This window comes from uncultured Microbulbifer sp. (assembly GCF_947489355.1).
GTDB lineage: Bacteria > Pseudomonadota > Gammaproteobacteria > Pseudomonadales > Cellvibrionaceae > Microbulbifer.
Window position 1 is genome coordinate 23,975 of record NZ_CANLDD010000002.1, and the last position, 15,693, is coordinate 39,667.

At 50.4% G+C, this 15,693-nt stretch carries 18 protein-coding genes; all 18 read right to left on the bottom strand.

The features are described from left to right. Positions 1–21: 21 nt before the first annotated feature. On the bottom strand, positions 22–654 hold the full coding sequence (locus tag Q1A48_RS01995) for a DUF2306 domain-containing protein (RefSeq protein ID WP_299940460.1): 633 nt from the start codon (positions 652–654) through the stop codon (positions 22–24). Between the two features lie 82 nt (positions 655–736). Beyond that, on the bottom strand, positions 737–1,201 hold the full coding sequence (locus Q1A48_RS02000) for a DUF1203 domain-containing protein (RefSeq protein ID WP_299940463.1): 465 nt from the start codon (positions 1,199–1,201) through the stop codon (positions 737–739). 308 nt (positions 1,202–1,509) lie between these two features. Then, positions 1,510–1,893, bottom strand: a complete 384-nt coding sequence (locus Q1A48_RS02005) for a hypothetical protein (protein WP_299940465.1) — start codon at positions 1,891–1,893, stop codon at positions 1,510–1,512. A gap of 61 nt (positions 1,894–1,954) precedes the next feature. After that, positions 1,955–3,190, bottom strand: coding sequence for a N4-gp56 family major capsid protein (locus Q1A48_RS02010; protein WP_299940467.1), 1,236 nt, complete (start codon positions 3,188–3,190; stop codon positions 1,955–1,957). Between the two features lie 21 nt (positions 3,191–3,211). Then, the gene (locus Q1A48_RS02015) at positions 3,212–4,336 is read right to left on the bottom strand and encodes a hypothetical protein (protein WP_299940469.1); all 1,125 of its coding nucleotides are present in this window, start codon (positions 4,334–4,336) and stop codon (positions 3,212–3,214) included. A gap of 174 nt (positions 4,337–4,510) precedes the next feature. Then, positions 4,511–6,604: a hypothetical protein gene (locus tag Q1A48_RS02020; RefSeq protein ID WP_299940472.1), complete on the bottom strand. Its 2,094-nt coding sequence runs from the start codon at positions 6,602–6,604 to the stop codon at positions 4,511–4,513. Beyond that, on the bottom strand, positions 6,604–8,175 hold the full coding sequence (locus Q1A48_RS02025) for a hypothetical protein (protein WP_299940474.1): 1,572 nt from the start codon (positions 8,173–8,175) through the stop codon (positions 6,604–6,606). Before Q1A48_RS02025 ends, Q1A48_RS02020 begins: the two co-directional genes overlap by 1 nt. Before the next feature lie 152 nt (positions 8,176–8,327). After that, positions 8,328–9,116: a hypothetical protein gene (locus Q1A48_RS02030; RefSeq protein WP_299940475.1), complete on the bottom strand. Its 789-nt coding sequence runs from the start codon at positions 9,114–9,116 to the stop codon at positions 8,328–8,330. Positions 9,117–9,214: 98 nt separating this feature from the next. Then, entirely contained in the window at positions 9,215–9,757 is a 543-nt protein-coding gene (locus Q1A48_RS02035) for a terminase small subunit (RefSeq protein WP_299940476.1), read from the bottom strand. Next, positions 9,757–9,972: a holin gene (locus Q1A48_RS02040; protein ID WP_299940477.1), complete on the bottom strand. Its 216-nt coding sequence runs from the start codon at positions 9,970–9,972 to the stop codon at positions 9,757–9,759. Before Q1A48_RS02040 ends, Q1A48_RS02035 begins: the two co-directional genes overlap by 1 nt. Further along, positions 9,969–10,475 (bottom strand): hypothetical protein, encoded by a 507-nt coding sequence (locus tag Q1A48_RS02045; RefSeq protein ID WP_299940479.1) that lies wholly within the window; start codon positions 10,473–10,475, stop codon positions 9,969–9,971. The genes Q1A48_RS02040 and Q1A48_RS02045 overlap by 4 nt, the downstream gene beginning before the upstream one ends. Before the next feature lie 189 nt (positions 10,476–10,664). Further along, on the bottom strand, positions 10,665–11,153 hold the full coding sequence (locus tag Q1A48_RS02050; RefSeq protein WP_299940480.1) for an SET domain-containing protein-lysine N-methyltransferase: 489 nt from the start codon (positions 11,151–11,153) through the stop codon (positions 10,665–10,667). Positions 11,154–11,546: 393 nt separating this feature from the next. Beyond that, the gene (locus Q1A48_RS02055; protein WP_299940483.1) at positions 11,547–11,924 is read right to left on the bottom strand and encodes a D-Ala-D-Ala carboxypeptidase family metallohydrolase; all 378 of its coding nucleotides are present in this window, start codon (positions 11,922–11,924) and stop codon (positions 11,547–11,549) included. 369 nt (positions 11,925–12,293) lie between these two features. Next, positions 12,294–12,947, bottom strand: coding sequence for a hypothetical protein (locus Q1A48_RS02060; RefSeq protein WP_299940485.1), 654 nt, complete (start codon positions 12,945–12,947; stop codon positions 12,294–12,296). Positions 12,948–12,981: 34 nt separating this feature from the next. Further along, entirely contained in the window at positions 12,982–13,422 is a 441-nt protein-coding gene (locus Q1A48_RS02065) for a hypothetical protein (RefSeq protein WP_299940909.1), read from the bottom strand. Beyond that, positions 13,394–13,888 carry a recombination protein NinB gene (locus Q1A48_RS02070; RefSeq protein WP_299940898.1) on the bottom strand — a complete coding sequence of 165 codons (495 nt, stop codon included), beginning with the start codon at positions 13,886–13,888 and terminating at the stop codon, positions 13,394–13,396. The genes Q1A48_RS02065 and Q1A48_RS02070 overlap by 29 nt, the downstream gene beginning before the upstream one ends. Positions 13,889–14,301: 413 nt before the next feature. Then, a complete protein-coding gene (locus Q1A48_RS02075; protein WP_299940488.1) occupies positions 14,302–14,682 on the bottom strand; it encodes a hypothetical protein in 381 nt (126 codons plus the stop codon). Further along, a complete protein-coding gene (locus Q1A48_RS02080) occupies positions 14,633–15,526 on the bottom strand; it encodes a helix-turn-helix domain-containing protein (protein WP_299940900.1) in 894 nt (297 codons plus the stop codon). Before Q1A48_RS02080 ends, Q1A48_RS02075 begins: the two co-directional genes overlap by 50 nt. Between the last annotated feature and the right edge of the window lie 167 nt (positions 15,527–15,693).

Genomic DNA, 15,693 nt, shown 5'->3' on the forward strand with positions numbered 1-15,693 from the left:
GGGTTAATCAGGTAACGAAAGTTAGTAAGAATCCGATAGGCTACTTTTATTGAATCTTTGCACTTTATTCAATTTTAACCAAAGGTATAATTCAGCTATTAACAAGTTTGGAACCCAACACAACCAAGCCAATATAGGGTAAGCATCAATAAACTTAATGCCTAAAACTACGCTAAGGCCAAGATAAATTCTTAGGGTAACGCCTGCCAATGTTACTGCATAACTCCGCACCATCCAGCGCTCATGAGACTTAACATCCCGCTGAAGAATAACGCGATATGCATTTAGTGTTGTTCCCAACCAAAATATTGCCATTAGCGCAAATCCAGTCTGTACCCAAGCCCCCCCTACAGAATTCACAGCTAAAATAAACCCAGAAAGACCGCCAAAAGCAACAGAGATAACATAAATACGGCCAAGTATACGATGCAAATATAGATATTTTCTCCTTATTGAGGAGCTTAGCTGAAAAGCACCTATTAATATAGCAATAGCACCACCCAAAAAATGAATCTTAGTAAAATTTGGAAAGTGTAAAAATAGGTTCTGGACAAATAGCGGCCTAATATTCGGCTCAATCAAAAGGGCCAATGCATAAATCGCAACTCCTATTGCTGATAAAGTCATTATGCTCCATGAGGCTTTATTAATCATATGCATTCCTTATTGACCTGACGTCGCACTCCGCAAAAAAAACTGGAGCGTAGCGGAAAACTTGTCTCTGCGACTAGGTTTGTTATGCCCTGACTACTGTGCAATTGAAGCAGCCGGGCCTGGCATTATGGATCTGTATATACTCAACACACTGATCCATCAGAAGTTTATTGATTACTACGTCTAAATCTCTGCCTTCTGTGACAATTGCATTTACCATATTCCCTTCACTATTGTATGCGCGTAAAGAGAGTAACCGATGACGAAGCATTTTGGGAATTTCGTTTTTTGATAGACATGCTGTTACCGCATTTTCTCTGATAAATATCGGGCCGGATGCTTTATAAGCTGTATCTACTGAGTGATGACAATAATTAATAGCAAGCACTCTTTCTCCAATTTCTGCATCCTCTAGAGATACTCTGCATGGATATCCCGGCTTTGAGTCAACATTAATCCACTGAGCGTTAAATTCGCTGAGTGCAGCATCATCGAGTGAAGAAAATAAGCTGCTCTCCAGCGGTACGACTAAGAAGTCGTTTTCCATTTCGTTGGCCTCTATCAGGGGGAAGTACGAATTTACTTAGCAATTATTCAAACTCACAACTGAAAATGAACAAGTAATTCGCGCATAACAGTTTATTAAAGAACCAGTGGCTCATTATTCATTTGGTTACTATTTCTGGAGTCGACCGCTCAAACTCCATAATAAAGCCATTATTTACAGCAACATATAGATTTTCGATCAAATAGCAACTGAAGATAGTGAACCACTGGCTCAAGTCGCCTTATTCAACACATAACCGTCAATGCGCCACTTTAGGCATGAGTGGTTGTATAAAATGTAACCAGCACTCAGGCCCCAACGTACACATACTCGACAATGCACTCCACTTCCCCGGTAGCACTACCACCAGCCAGGGTTAATTGCAGTTCAGTAGGCTCGGGAAGCAACAGTGATTTGCCGGTATACAAAGCGTTGCCTGCAGAATCGGTCGCAGTTGCAGCCAGAATTGGGGTGGAACCGGTATCACCAACCGCATTGACGGTAACCGTGGTGGATGCACCAAGGGCATCATTGACCATGCGGAAGCCGGTGATTCTGGTCATCGCCGGTAACTTCAGCACAGCACCCGCTGTACCTCCGCCATCGCCTTCAAAAATGGCCTTGCCGGTGGCAATGCACAGATTGCCGTATTCACCATTCTGCTGAATGGTGTTCAGGTTTGGGGTTTTCATATTGGAGTGCTCCAGTAATTAAAAAAGAGGGTGAACACGCGAGGGCCGAAGCCCCCGCCAATCAGCTACCACTCACCGCCGTGTCATGTACCATCACACCGTGGTCGTTAATACGACCGTTGGTGCCCTTAAAGCGGATTTTGGCTTTGCCGTTCATCCAGGAAATCGAGTGCTCCACCACGTTTTCATGGTCGGTCTTCTCTTCGTGCATGGAAAAGTGCATACCGCCCTTGGCCTTTTTGCCGCTGCGACCATAGGCATTGGCCAGGGCCTGGCCACCCAGGAGGATTGCGCGATCGATAGTGGTATCCGCAGTCTGAATAGTGGTCGTCGCGGCAGCGCTGTTGGTGCATACACGCACATTGGTGCCGGCAATAAAACGCACCGGGCGCTTCATCTTGCGAATAAGAATCCCATTCCACATGGCGCACTCGCCTAAGAAAACGGGATGTTTGTAACCCGCCGCACGGTTGTGGGCATTGGCCAGCAGTGCGCGCCAGTCGTTGCCGCTGGTGGAAGTCCAGAAGTCATGCCACTGCCGCGGTGAAACAAACAGTACATGGAATGGTGCATCTTCTGCCTGAGGATCGTCTTCATACTTCACCGGCTGCAACGGGAACGGCATCTCATCCAGGATCAGCCGCATATTGTCCACGCTCGCCAGGGTGAAGGTATCGGCGCTGTCTATTTCCTCCAGCGCCGTTGCATCACCGCCATAGGTGTGGCGATCATAAGTGGGCGGCGTCAGGGAATTGACACAAATCTCGGCAAACTCCTCATCATCCTCCAGCGGTACAATCCAGTCGGAGTCGTTATGCACACCGCGAGCACCGGCCAAGTGAATTAAAACAAGCTGATCCTCCATGGTGTTGTAGTAAGGCCCCAGCAGGGTTTTCGCCAGCTGTTTGAGGTCATGGGCAGTGCGCTGCTGGCTCATCTTGCCGCCGGAGTCCACCATGGTGCGACCCTGGTCAATCAGCAGCTTGAACTGGCTGGAGGTCAGGCTTGCACCTTTACCGGCCAGCTTCTTATCGCCCATCACGGGCTTTTGACGCAGCTGGTGAAACAGATCCACGGTGACTTCATCACCAGCCTCCTTGGACAAATCCGTAATACGCACAATGGGCGCACCGGGATTGGTTTGCTTCTTACCGTCGATCTTTTTCTTGTCGGCTTTTTTCGGCGCTGGGCCGGTCAGCACATTGGTGAAGGAATTGCGGCGTGTGGCCTCCATAAAGAGTGCCGCGTTAAAAATGCGGTTGCGCGCTGCGCTGCCCGCAGAAATGGAAGTAGACATGGTGATTTACCTGATTACCTGTTATTCCCCGAGTTCGGCCATCAGATCCTCGATCTGGTCCTGCGTCATATCCGCCATGGCCGATTCCAGTTGGGCTTCGGACATTTCGGCAAACGTATCGGCGCGGGACTTTTGAGCGGTGGGAGCCTGGCCTAAATCGGAGAGCGATGGAGGGTGTTGTTGTTTGGCGGCCTTCTCGACAGTCTCCTTGGCCTTTTCCGCAAGCACTTTCGTGTCCTGGGGCGTGTCGGTCGGAGGTTTGTCAGGAATGCCAAAGGCGGCCTGGGTGCGCTTCACTACTTCTTGGAAGCGATCCTCAAAGGACGCATTTTTAAAAACGGGGTCTTGTCTGAGCTGGTTATCGACGATGGTGGCCATATCCCACTTGTCGGGATCATTCTCCCTCCAATTGGACAGGCTCGGGTTGCTGGCAATGGCGGTTTCCACTTGCTTTTGAACGGCACTGGGATCGTCATCCTGTGCCGGTGGATCCACCTTATCCTGACCACTGCTCATGGCCTCCTGCAACTGCTTATTCTGCATTGCCAATGCGCGCACCACTTCGCCGATACTGCCGTACTCGCTCAGTGTTTCGAGCATCGTATCGTCAATATCGGCTTTTTTGAGCACATCGGCCGGGGTGAGGTTATTATCCTGCAGTTGCTGTTTCAGCTGATCATTCAATCCTTTCAGCTGGTCCAGCTCCGCCCTGGTCCCGGTTAAATCCTGTTCCAGTTCCGTAGCGCGGTTGTGCAGTGAATTGGCCTGATCCCGTGCATTCTGCAGTACCGCATAGGGGATCTTGTGGTTACCGTCACGGCTCTCTACATACCGCTCACCATCACCACCCGAATCGTCTGGCTTGACCTCTTGCTGGCCGGCATCGGGCGGGGTGCCGTCGGTATCGCCCTGTGTTCCAGCTTTGTCCTCGCCAGACGCGGTATCGTCTTTGCCTTTTTCAGCCTCGCTGGTTTCCTTACCATCGCTGGCTTCCGGGGCCTTGCGTGCTTCCTCGCTGGGTTCGTCATCAAAACCAAGCAGCTTCCCAATGGCTTCTTCATCACCACTTTCCAGAAGCTCGTTGATCTCCTCTTCCGACTTGCCCAGATCATCGAGATCCACATCGTCCATCTCAAACTTACTCATCGTGTTTCCACCTTTTACCAGTTGTCGCATGGTTGCGAAGGGTTACATCCATACCATTTATCGCATGGTTGCGAAGTTGCCCTCTGTCGCTTAGGCGTGCGAAGTTCCGGGCATAAAAAAACCCACACAAGGTGGGTTCTTCACATCCGGGGTTGGCCGTTGCCAGCCAATGCTTTATCCAGTCTTTTGGGTGTCCCCAAGTTGCTGGAATTTGAATTGCGAGCGCTTCAGAGCGACATCGGCGATAACACTCTTCATCTCAGCAATCAGTTTTTCGGTGCTGGCATCCAGCTGTCGAAGCTCCGCCGGTCCCAATTTCAGCTTGCCTTCTTCGGCACTGGCCTGTGCGTGTAACTTGCGTGCTTCACCGGCCAGTTTGTTTACTTTCTGTTTAGCCTCTTCCATACCCAGATCTTGTTGAAGCTGTTGAAGCTGCTGCTGTGCTTCTAAAGCCTCGCGCTGCTCCGGCGTCATTTCCTCAGGGTCCAGGCCGCGACCGGTTACCTCGCGGATACGTTTAACGATCTCATCACGCTTGGGCAGATCCGTGCTCTCCACAATCAAATCGAGCATTACCATCTGCATATCCGGCGGCAGGCTGCTGGCCAGCTCCATCATGCGCTGGGAAACCTGGGCGCGGTAACTGGGTGTGCTGGTAATATCCCCCAACACCACCTGCAGCTTGGCTTTGGTGACCAAGTTGGTTCTGGGCTGGCCTGTGCCTTCGCTGCCGTTCAGCACAATAATTTTGGTCTTGTCCGGTGTGCCCACATTGCGCGCCACCGGATAATCCTGGCGCTGGCTGAGGTCATGAATCACATGGGCCATCAGCATCTCGCCCACCTGCTGACGGGCGAAGCGGTAGTTATCGGTGAGTTCCGCAAGCGTAGTGCTGCCTTGCTCTACCAATGAGTCAATCGCCACACCGGACTTGGCACCACTCTCCTGGCCGAGGAATGCGGAATACACCCCAGCCGTCTCCTGAATAATCTGCTGCGCTTCCTGCATAATGGAGAACTGCTGTGCCGCCACATGGGTTTCCTGCTCGATGCGAAAGGCGTTTTTGTCGTTATTACTGCGATTTGGATTCAGGTTCACCACACCATCAGCGCGGTAGAATTCATCCAGCATCTCTTCATCGGATAAATTCCCCGCCAGTGCATCCTCGTCCTTGATCACCATCACCTTGTTCAGCAGGAAGGTGAGCTTTTGCCGGCGCACATTCACCTCATCCTGCGCCGGCATCATGCGCCGCCCCAAGCCATAGGGAACACTGGTGCTGTCCTCGCGAAAGCCCCAGAAGGGCACATAGGGAAAGTTGCTGTGTGGGTGCGGGCTGGGCACATCCACCAAGCGGTGCGGCCCGATAAAATACGCCAGGCGCATCTTGGGAAACGCCATATTGCGCACCTGCACCTTGCCGCTGGCGAGTATGGCTTGGTGCATCCTATTCTGCGGATCCACTTCCAGCACATGGCCATCGCCGGAGAACATCACCGGGCGCTGTACATAGTGGCGGTAATACACCTCATAGATCAGGGCACGCTCCCGGTCACTGTCCCACCAATCCTGCAGGAACATATCGGTGGCGGTGTAATCTGAATAAGCGCCCAGCAAATCTTCCCGCTGCATCAGTTGGTATTCGGTGTCGAACCCGTCCCAACCCTGGCAGGCGAACCTGATCAAATCCTTGTGGCCGGGGAATGCCAGTTCTGCCTGGTCCCGATCCACCCAGCGCCGCCGTACCAACCAACGTGCGTTGGAAAGGTCCGACTCCGCATGCCAATCCCAAAAAATCTCATTGCGGTGCACACGCTTACAGCGGTAGGGATAAGCGAAAGGGTCACTGCTGCGGGAAACCTCCACCCAATCGAGCCCGCACTTGACCTGGCCGGCAAAGGCATCGGCACAGGCTTTATCAGACCGCGTCATACGCGCCGCTTCATTGAGCTTTTCGTTAATGCCCTCCGCCACTTCCACACTGTCGTCATCGTCCGGGCGCACCACCCAATCTGCCCGGGTGCGCGCCTCCAGGCCCAATACGCCGTCGATCGCTGGCGCCATCAGGTTGTGAATCAGGATCGGTTGGCCACGGGATTCCAGTACCCGGCGCATCTCGGGGGTAATCTGGTTGCTATCGTAATAGGCACAGGCCCGGTCCGCCTCACTGCGCCACTCCGGCTGCACACGGATATCGTCGAGAAAGCGCTCCAGCTGTTTAAGTGCCAGGCCATCGTGTTTCTCTGCGTAATCAATGCCGAAGGACATTACATTGCTCTCCAGTCCCGCGGTGGCCGGCGCTGTCCATGGCGTCCTTTGCGCTTTTCAGGCGCTACCACGGGAATTGCCAAGGTCAGCGCCAGCGCCTCAGCTTCGTCAGGAGAGCGAATTTCACGTTTTTTCATCTGCTCTTTGGTTTCCAGAACCAACTGTTGTTTCACGTTATAGGTGTACTGTGGTGCGATCAGGTCCGCATGCAGGCTGTTTACATCAGGAATGGATACAGACCCTTCGAGCCAATTAGCCATGTTGTTCCACATCTCCGCGCGCAGATTGAAATACTTTTCGGGTTCACTGGCCGCAGAACCCGCGTTGACACCAATCACCGGATAACCCATATCTTCCAGCGCATCGACAGTCCCCGCACCCAGGCCTACTTCGTCGACGAAGATGGCATCGACCGGATTACCTTCTTCTGCATAGGCATCGCACTCTTTGGCAACCTTGGCCGCAAGCTGGGTGGTACTGGTTTTAAGCAGGCTCTTCAAGCCCCAGGCCTTGTTACCCTTGCGATGTATCCAACTGGCCCTATCACCGCCATAACGCGCTGGATCTACTCCAACGATATGCGCTCCGTAATGACTGACAGCGTCTTCGCCTCTCTTTCGAGCTGCAGCGACATACGCTGTATTGCATAAGGTGTCCTGTCCCGATTGCTGGAAGGCGTCAGCGGCACAGAATGGATACTCCTGCAGGAAGAGCCAGCCCCATTCGCCGACATCACCGCGGAGCTGAATGTTTTTCTGGTGCGCCCAGTACAGTTGGTCCCTATCCAGGTTGTAGGTCTTGGCAGTATCCAGTTCCGTATCACTGGGCTTCCAATCACTTGGCGCTTTTTTGCGATACTCCGGCTGCCAGTACCAGGGCAGAAAAATTGCGATAAACTCCGACTCACCAGCTTCGGCTTTCTGCCAGAGGTCATGGAAGTAACCACCGATGCCATTGGCAGTGCTCTCGAAGATAATCTCGCTGTTCTCACCTTCCGGCACTGCCTGCAACACACCAGCTGCATGGGTTTCCGCATGAGGCCAGAAGGCCACTTCAGAACCGTGGAAGTAATGAATCGTACTGGAGCGGCCAGCGCCTTTGCTGCCTGCTGTCGCCACTTTGTAGCCGCTATCGTTCTGCGCAAAGTGCAGCTCTTTGGAGCTGGCATTGGCCGTTGCCGGTTTCAGCAATGGATGCAAATTGTTGTGGTAACGAAACACCATATCGAACAGGTTGTCAGTGGCCTGCTGTAGGTGCGTGAGAATGAAAGCCTTCACTGCTTTACGGAATCGTGTCTTCCAGTAGTAGCGGCCTTCAACATAAGTGCTGATACCCTGCTGACGCCCTTTCAGAATCAGGGCCCGCACCATACCCAGTTCAAACAGTTGGTCTTCCAGACGCTCATGTACATAGCGTTGCGCCTGATTGATCTTGAATGGCTTCAGAGCACCGCGCTTTGTAGCGATCTTCAATTGCTTCAGGGCAAAAAAAGGGAAATCGTGAACACAGCGCTTGATCAGATCCCGAACCGACTCCACTTCATCCGGGGAAATCTCCGCTTCTAAAGCCATTACGCGTTTCTCTCGTCAATCAATACTTATTCAACCGCTTTCTATAACACGGGGCCACCAGAAACGAAAAAGCCCGCACTGGGCGGGCTTTCGGTGACCTGAATCTTAAAGCTAAGCGCTCTGATCTGTCAGTAAATTATCAGTCTATTGATCTACTCGGTTGGCATAGAACTTTGAACAGCTTCAGCGTACTCCCACCCAGAATGGGACAACTCAAACAACTCTCCTTTAATACCACGCTCCTTCACATAACCGCATTCTACTAAGTCATCCAAAGCCTTTTCATACTTCGCAAATTCTCTCGGAGAATTCCTCCCGAAAGATATATTATTTGTTGCAATTGAGTGATTCCCAATTGATCTACTTTTTACAATGATGCCACGCTCTTCAGATGCAGCTCCAAGTAATAACTCTTCGCTAGCTGCAGACAATTTTGGGCTAGGCGCCTCTAATTTATTTGATAAATTATCTCGTTTATCCCTGAGATTATCAATTTCTTCTTTTACATTTTGCTTAGCTTCTTCATCTTTGACCTTCTCAAGTTTTTCATCCCGTAATGCTCTATCTATTAGCTCAGATTCTTTAACAGCAAGTAGTTTATTCCTGGATTTTTCTAGCTCCTCCTGTCTAATATTCTTCAGATGCTCAGCATCAAGGAGTAAAAAATCTATCTTCTGCAGAGGCATACGCTCTACTAACCCAAAGCAATATCGTACCCATGGTGATGCTATGGCTAATATCAAGGAGGAAATTAATGGATACCAAAGCATTGTCCAGATATTTGTTTGATTATCAAATGTTTCCAATCTAACCAACCCAGTTCCACCTGTCACGAGCAACAGAAATATTGCTCTCCAATTAAATACAAAAAAGGACAAAATAAAGTATCCGTAAAAAGGCGATTTTATCCTTGAATTGACAGCAGCTATGAATTCTTTCATTAAGACCCCAGGGCTTTAACATTTATATATTGGTAACCGCGAGCACCATTATGCATGATTTACATGTCTTTAGTAAATGTAGCTCTAGTGGCCACCCATCACCCAATCAGCTCATCAATCAACGACTGTAGAGTAACCTTGACTTCTTTCTGCTCACGGAATGCCTGAACATTCACATGCTTGCCCAGCAGTTCCAGGTTCTTAACCTTGTCCGGCCACTTGATTTTCTTCAGCACACCGACAATCTGGCGCTCATCACCACTACCTTCCCACAGCTCTGACAGGTCCATACCGGAAAGAAATTGGCGCCAAATCTTTGGCCATTCCCGAATGGGCTTGAGCGAACCGTCATCCTTGAGAATATCCAGCACATCCATCTGGTCGATCTCAAACAGGCGCTTCAATACATAGTCGGCGTCTATCTGAGTGCGTTCTGAGCGGGCTTTCTGGGCTTTTTGGATGTATTCAGCCACCTTAATATTTCTTAATAATTCTGAACCCCTAGCTTCACAGGACTGCTGCGAAGCCTTTGGGTATGCAGCCTTGTAAGCCCTCGTCGCATTCAGCTCAGGATCAGCCAGATAGGTGTCTGCAAAGACCTGCCACTTATCAGTCAGGCCGTTATGGTTGCGCCTGGCCATTACTCTCTCCGCTCTTGCTGTGCTTTCGCCATCTTGTGGCGTTGGTGGCTGTAGTACCAGTTCACCACAAAGGAGGCGATGGCCACCAAGGCACAGATAAAGCCAATGGGGTTTTGGATAAACAGGCTGTAAACACTGCCGATAGCACCTACCGTTACCGTAGTGGCATGGCCAACCTTTTCTGCTAACTCTCGTACAAGGTCGTGTGTGTTCATGGCTTCATTGCCTGTGTCTTTTCCTTACTCCCCTGGCTGGAGCCGTACCAGAATTGCAGGATCATTGGTATTGCGCCGGTGATCACACCGAGCATCAGGGTTCCGGTCTGTTCAAATGCCGGGGTTACCTCTACGCTGCCGGAGAACAGCAGGTAGGTCAGGAAGAAATAGCCGCTGATGAACACAAACGACAGCACCGCCTGAACCCACAGGCCCCCTTTGATGCCTAGTTCCCGTGCACTCTTGCGGTCCTCCACTTCGAGCCGATATACATCAATGTTCAACTCATGCATCTTGAGCTTGAACTGGTTGTCTAGGCTGCGCAGTTCCAGAAGCTGTTCGGGGCTCGCATTCAGTACCAGATCGGCAATATCCTGTTCAGTAGCCTTTTCATCACCCAGTAGGGCACCAACCAGGAACTTGACTGCCGTTCCCGCGACAGGGCCACCAAGAGCAGCGCCCAGGGTCGGGGCAACGCTTTTAACTATCGCTTTCCAGTCCATTAGTAGCTCCAGATTGTAAAACCTAGGGAAATCACTTTCTCCAGGCGTAAAAAAACCGGCTCTGTGGCCGGTTTAAGTGGTTGGGTACCTGGCACAAGGATTTACACCTCGCTTGTTAAGCGCTATGCCTGGCACACACGCTTTTGTAAAAGGCGTGCTTTAGCGCGGCCTTTTGGCAAAATTGTTAAGTCAATGATGTGCTAATTCTTTTAATCTAAAATCAATTTCAATGAGATATGGTGCCACATACCCTTTATATGTTGACTTAAAACTTTCAGGGAGATCTTTCCAGCCCGTAATTCTGCCTCGACAATTTCCCGCTCCACAGCAGCATTTGTATGGAAAGTGGTCAATGATGTAATTTCTCATAGCATAATCAAATGTTATTTCATCACCAATCTCGATGGTGTGCATTGCAATAAAATCATGTGCTTCTACCTCATTTAGATTTATCCCACAGTTGGGATTGCAGGAGTGGTTAACCTTAGCAATCTCTCCACCATGTAATGCATAGCGAAACTCGCCCATCTGGGAGGCATGAGAGTGGTTTTCATCAATATTGTCTTCTTCGATGACACCCACCATCACTATATCGCCAGAATGAAATCGCTTAGTAGCGAAAATACCTTGACCTTTATCCTTATCTTTACAATCTAATAATTCGTATCCGTTGTTCACTTTGTGCACCGTGACTGAAGAACATACGCTCGGGGGTAACCACGGTAACACATATATAAATTAAACATCCCATGCTTCTTCCAAAGCAGTCGGGTTAACGGCATTCACACGAATCCCTCTTGGCATTTCATAAGCAACGCATTTCACAAAAGTATCGATGGGGCCTTCATAACTGTAACCTCTATGCTCTGGATAAGATTCAAATAGGTGATAGTGATTACTACCTCGGAAGCAATTCTGTGTCAATTATCCAAAATTTCCTTTAAAATTAGATAATTACAAAAAATTCGATACAATCGCATAAAATAGAGAAAGGGTCATCACGACCACTATCCCAGAATATACCATTGTTCGTAATTCTCTGTACTGGCTCGCTTTTTCGACACACTCCCCTCAGTAGCTCCACACAGTAGGCCGGGTACGCTCACCCGGTATAGGCTCAAGATCATCCAGATGCAGGAATCTGCCCTTGTGGGCGCCCTTCTGCTTTACGCCAATGCCGGTAAAGCCTTCCTCTATCGCGATCCCCAGAAGCTCATAGGCACGCCCACCAGAAACTGATACATCCACAGCCTGCCCGGTAGTGTGTGTCATGGTGGAGCCGATACGGGCGCAGTGGGCCGGGCAGCGATAACCGGAGGTGATCACCATCGGCTTGTTGAAGCGCTTCCTCACTCGAATTAACCGGTGCAGCGTGTCATCCGAGAAGTGGTTCTTACCACAGCAACGGCAGGACAACTCCTCTTCCGTGAAGTAGTCGTTATCGAACATTGGATTACCAGAAACGAAGAAGCCCGCATTGGGCGGGCTTAGAATATTGACTGTGGTGGCTATTGGCGTTAAATCACTCTCGGCCCAGCGGCTTAACTGGAATCCCTAACCAGTCTTGAGGGAATCCCATGAGCTCAAAATCATTAGGGTGTACAACTACGTGCTTCAACTGGAAATCGTTATAGAGAATCCACCTGTTCCAACGCTTGGCTATTGCAAAGCATCTGAGGATTTCTTCCATAGGGGGTAGTGACTTCGGAGCAGACAGACGAATTACGAACACAAAAAAACCCGCCAGTAGCGGGTTCTTAGTCTGCAATGCGCAAAAAAGGCATGCTAGAAAAAAGGTATCATCCTGGCACAAACCTGTCAACCATCTGGACACAACCTTTTTTTGTAATCTTCCACCACCTCAGAAATTGGTCCCAAAGCCCTCATGGGAAGTGGGTCCAGACGCCTCTGTAACCTTTGCCATAATCTTTTCCAATGCTTATCCCAGATGATTTTGTCACACCTCAAAAGTGTACGAGCCTGCTTTAGATCTATATGCCTGCCATTCACATCGCGCAATGCGCATGCTGTGATACAGAACAATGCCAACTTACTAACGCCGGTTCTGTCGTGCGACTCATCCCATTGGTCAAACTCACTCATCAAGTAGTGGAGCAGTGCGGCACGTTCTCTAAAACGAGATGCCGGTGGTGCATAAGCGGCCATTCCCCAGCAATAGGCCAGAGGGTCAGCTCGACGCACTTGGGCAATCACGCTCTGAACCATGCCCTTTTCACAGGCGTCCATTATTCGTCCAGCACTACCTTTGCCTACCAGTGTCTCTGATGCTTCTGTTCTGGGGACTGGCAATCGACAAATTACCTTTCCCTCATCGTCCCGAAGAACAGGTTTAAGCCTTCGCTTGGAGCGGGCCATTACTGTACTTTTCCCGGCGATGGCCTCATAGTCGAATGCCGTGGTTGGGCTATCAAAGGCATCGTGCCAAGCCTGCCTTGCACTTTTGAATCTCAAGTTCCACCTCCTATCCAGTGTTATACTGGATTGATCAAAAGTATCCAACGAAGACCAAACGCCCACTATTGCCGTCAGCGCGTTGTGCCTGCATGTCCCTATATTGCTCGCGGTAATGCCTAGATATTTCGCTCTTATGCTTCTGCTTGACATCCCGCCTTGCAAATCGAGCATTATCCATGTGGCCTTTCTTCTCCAATAGGATGTCGTAAGCACCATCCCCGAGCTGTATTCTCACCCATCTGGTAAACTCGTGCGGGTTGCCCTCCAAGAAGTAGTGGCAGCTTGTGCAGTGTGCAAAGGCGTTGTCCGGGTCAAATCTCACAGCGTAGTTACCACGCCCATGAAAATGAGAACATTGCAGCCCGGCACTATTTTCCGGGTATTGGGTTTCACAGTGCTCGCACTGCCATCCGGCCCTCTCCCGAATACACTTGGAGAACCACTTATCCGCGCTTGTTATCTTTACGGCCACGGCTCAACTCTCCCCAAATTGCCTTGTATTGCCCCACATAGGGATCTACTACAGTGATGCCCCAGAAGTCGAAGGCAAAGCGACGTACGTTCTCTAAATACTCCGAGAACTTCTTTTTCGTCAGCTTGGCCGTGGAGCCATACAGAATGATGCTCTTGCCCTTTGCCTCAATGCTGCCGATGGCAAGGAACTTCTGTTTAAAAACTTCGTGTAACACATCCTTGGTATATGGGTGTTCAGTGCCATCGTCACACGGAATGACAATGCCAGCCTCATCCAACTGACGGGAGATTTCTGAATAAACCCAACCCCATAAAAAGCGATTCTGTAAGGTACTGCGTGTTGCCTTAAATGGACCTACCTTCACCGCCATCGGCTTGTCAGCGCTTGGTTTCAGACGGTTTAGGCTGTCGAGAACGCAGGCTTTCTGTGTTGGAGTTCGCACCACCCAGAATTCACCCTCCATCACTCACACACCTCCCGCTTGCTCGTCGGTAAACTCATACGGCCTGGAATACACACCAACCAAGTTGGAACCCTGTGCAAGCAGCCAAAGCACAATTGCAATCCAAAGCCAAACAATTAGCGCAAACCAAAGCAAGGGATTCATGCTTTCGCCCTCTCTTTTTCGACACGCGATTTGTTACACTCCGGGCAGGGTCTGCCCCGCTTATTCTCGGTAACGGATTTATCGCTCCTGAGCCACCCGGTCTCGTAGCCACATTTGCGGCATTTGAATTCAATGGCCCGTCGGCCAGCACCATCATGACCAGCATCCGATATGTGCATCATCACCCGTGGTGGCCGTTTGGGCTTGGTACCCGCAGCTGAGAACATGTCCAGGGTTGGCATATTTCACTCTCTCCAAATGGCTTTGATTTACTCTGCCGTCTCCGTAAACAGAGATTTCAGGCTATCCAGAGTTTGGCGCCCGACGACCTTCGAGCGTTCCTGGGCGACCTTGTTGGACAGTTTCGGGGGCTCAAACTTTCGATACATTTGTGATCCAGTAATCGGCTGACACATGCCAACAAACTCCGCGTAGTTGGGTGGCCAGCTATCAATCTCACCCTGTCGCGCTGCCTCCTGATTTCTTTGCTCGACGTACTTCATCCCTCGATACCATGCGATTTCACTCAGCCCCTGTGTCTTCTTCGCCCACAGCATGAAATCCTCGCTGTAGCGACCGGCAGTCTTATCCGCCTCAAAGTCATACAGGGCATGTTGGGACGACCACTTGTGGCCGTACAGTTGGGTCATGCGTTTCCACAGAGCCAGCAGCAGCTTCTCGTGCCGAGGCTCTAGCGAACGCGGCGTTGATTTGTGCGTGCTCCTGCTGGAGGCGGTTGCCAGGGCCTGAGTTATGGTTTTCATTTGCACTTCCCTTGCTTTGACTCGACTTGATTTGTAACCGGTCAAACTGCTTACGCAACTTGGCTGGGCTGAGGATATTGGATTGCCAAAAATCATCGTTGTTGGCCCAAGTGAACACGCGGGCTATCTCTCGCAGTGAACGGTTATCCAGTTCACGCAGTTTTCGGCAGTCGTCAGCCCACCTGTCCAGGTTGGGAGGTTTAAATTTGGGCTGGAGCCTGCGGACACCTTTGAGAATAAAATTTGCCAAAGCGTAATCTTCATCGGTAGCGTTCACCCGATTTTCTTTGGCAGCGTTTGGCAAGGAGGTATTAGGTTCATTGACTGGTTCAGAAGAATGACTGGTTCTGGGTGCAGGAGATTCACCACCCCCCGGTGCAGGAGATTCACCCCCCGGTGCAGGAGATTCACCCCCCGGTGCAGGAGATTCACCCCCCCCTGGTGCAGGGGATTCACTACCCTTTTCCAGGGTCAGCACATATAAATTACTAGCATTTGGCTTGATGGAATTCGTTGATTTACGATTAATTTTTGATAAAAATCCACTACTCTCCAAAGCCTTGATGTGGGCAATAACTGAGCGCCGACTGATTTCACACTGGTTGGCAATATGCTGATAGCTTGGCCAGCATTCGCCTTGGTCACTAGCGTTGTCAGCCAATTTAAGGAGCACCAGCTTGCGTAGCGGGTTCCCCACTTTGACCTTCATTGCCTTGACCATTAGCTCCATGCTCACAATGCACCTCCGTCCGCTCCTGCGGCTCTTAAATACTTTTGGTACTGTTGCTTGGAAAGGTGCCGGACAGCCCCGGCTGCCTCTGCGGGTGTTGTTTTTGACTTATGTGCTTTCTTGGACATAAGTGGACAAAAAACCAGATCGACACAGTAGAGAGGGGG

Bases quoted from the DNA above. Each gene is read 5' to 3' on its own strand.
- Q1A48_RS01995 (WP_299940460.1), bottom strand. From the start codon at position 654: ATGATTAATAAAGCCTCATGGAGCATAATGACTTTATCAGCAATAGGA.
- Q1A48_RS02000 (WP_299940463.1), bottom strand. From the start codon at position 1,201: ATGGAAAACGACTTCTTAGTCGTACCGCTGGAGAGCAGCTTATTTTCT.
- Q1A48_RS02005 (WP_299940465.1), bottom strand. From the start codon at position 1,893: ATGAAAACCCCAAACCTGAACACCATTCAGCAGAATGGTGAATACGGC.
- Q1A48_RS02010 (WP_299940467.1), bottom strand. From the start codon at position 3,190: ATGTCTACTTCCATTTCTGCGGGCAGCGCAGCGCGCAACCGCATTTTT.
- Q1A48_RS02015 (WP_299940469.1), bottom strand. From the start codon at position 4,336: ATGAGTAAGTTTGAGATGGACGATGTGGATCTCGATGATCTGGGCAAG.
- Q1A48_RS02020 (WP_299940472.1), bottom strand. From the start codon at position 6,604: ATGTCCTTCGGCATTGATTACGCAGAGAAACACGATGGCCTGGCACTT.
- Q1A48_RS02025 (WP_299940474.1), bottom strand. From the start codon at position 8,175: ATGGCTTTAGAAGCGGAGATTTCCCCGGATGAAGTGGAGTCGGTTCGG.
- Q1A48_RS02030 (WP_299940475.1), bottom strand. From the start codon at position 9,116: ATGAAAGAATTCATAGCTGCTGTCAATTCAAGGATAAAATCGCCTTTT.
- Q1A48_RS02035 (WP_299940476.1), bottom strand. From the start codon at position 9,757: ATGGCCAGGCGCAACCATAACGGCCTGACTGATAAGTGGCAGGTCTTT.
- Q1A48_RS02040 (WP_299940477.1), bottom strand. From the start codon at position 9,972: ATGAACACACACGACCTTGTACGAGAGTTAGCAGAAAAGGTTGGCCAT.
- Q1A48_RS02045 (WP_299940479.1), bottom strand. From the start codon at position 10,475: ATGGACTGGAAAGCGATAGTTAAAAGCGTTGCCCCGACCCTGGGCGCT.
- Q1A48_RS02055 (WP_299940483.1), bottom strand. From the start codon at position 11,924: ATGTTCGATAACGACTACTTCACGGAAGAGGAGTTGTCCTGCCGTTGC.
- Q1A48_RS02070 (WP_299940898.1), bottom strand. From the start codon at position 13,888: ATGGAGGGTGAATTCTGGGTGGTGCGAACTCCAACACAGAAAGCCTGC.
- Q1A48_RS02075 (WP_299940488.1), bottom strand. From the start codon at position 14,682: ATGACCCAACTGTACGGCCACAAGTGGTCGTCCCAACATGCCCTGTAT.
- Q1A48_RS02080 (WP_299940900.1), bottom strand. From the start codon at position 15,526: ATGGAGCTAATGGTCAAGGCAATGAAGGTCAAAGTGGGGAACCCGCTA.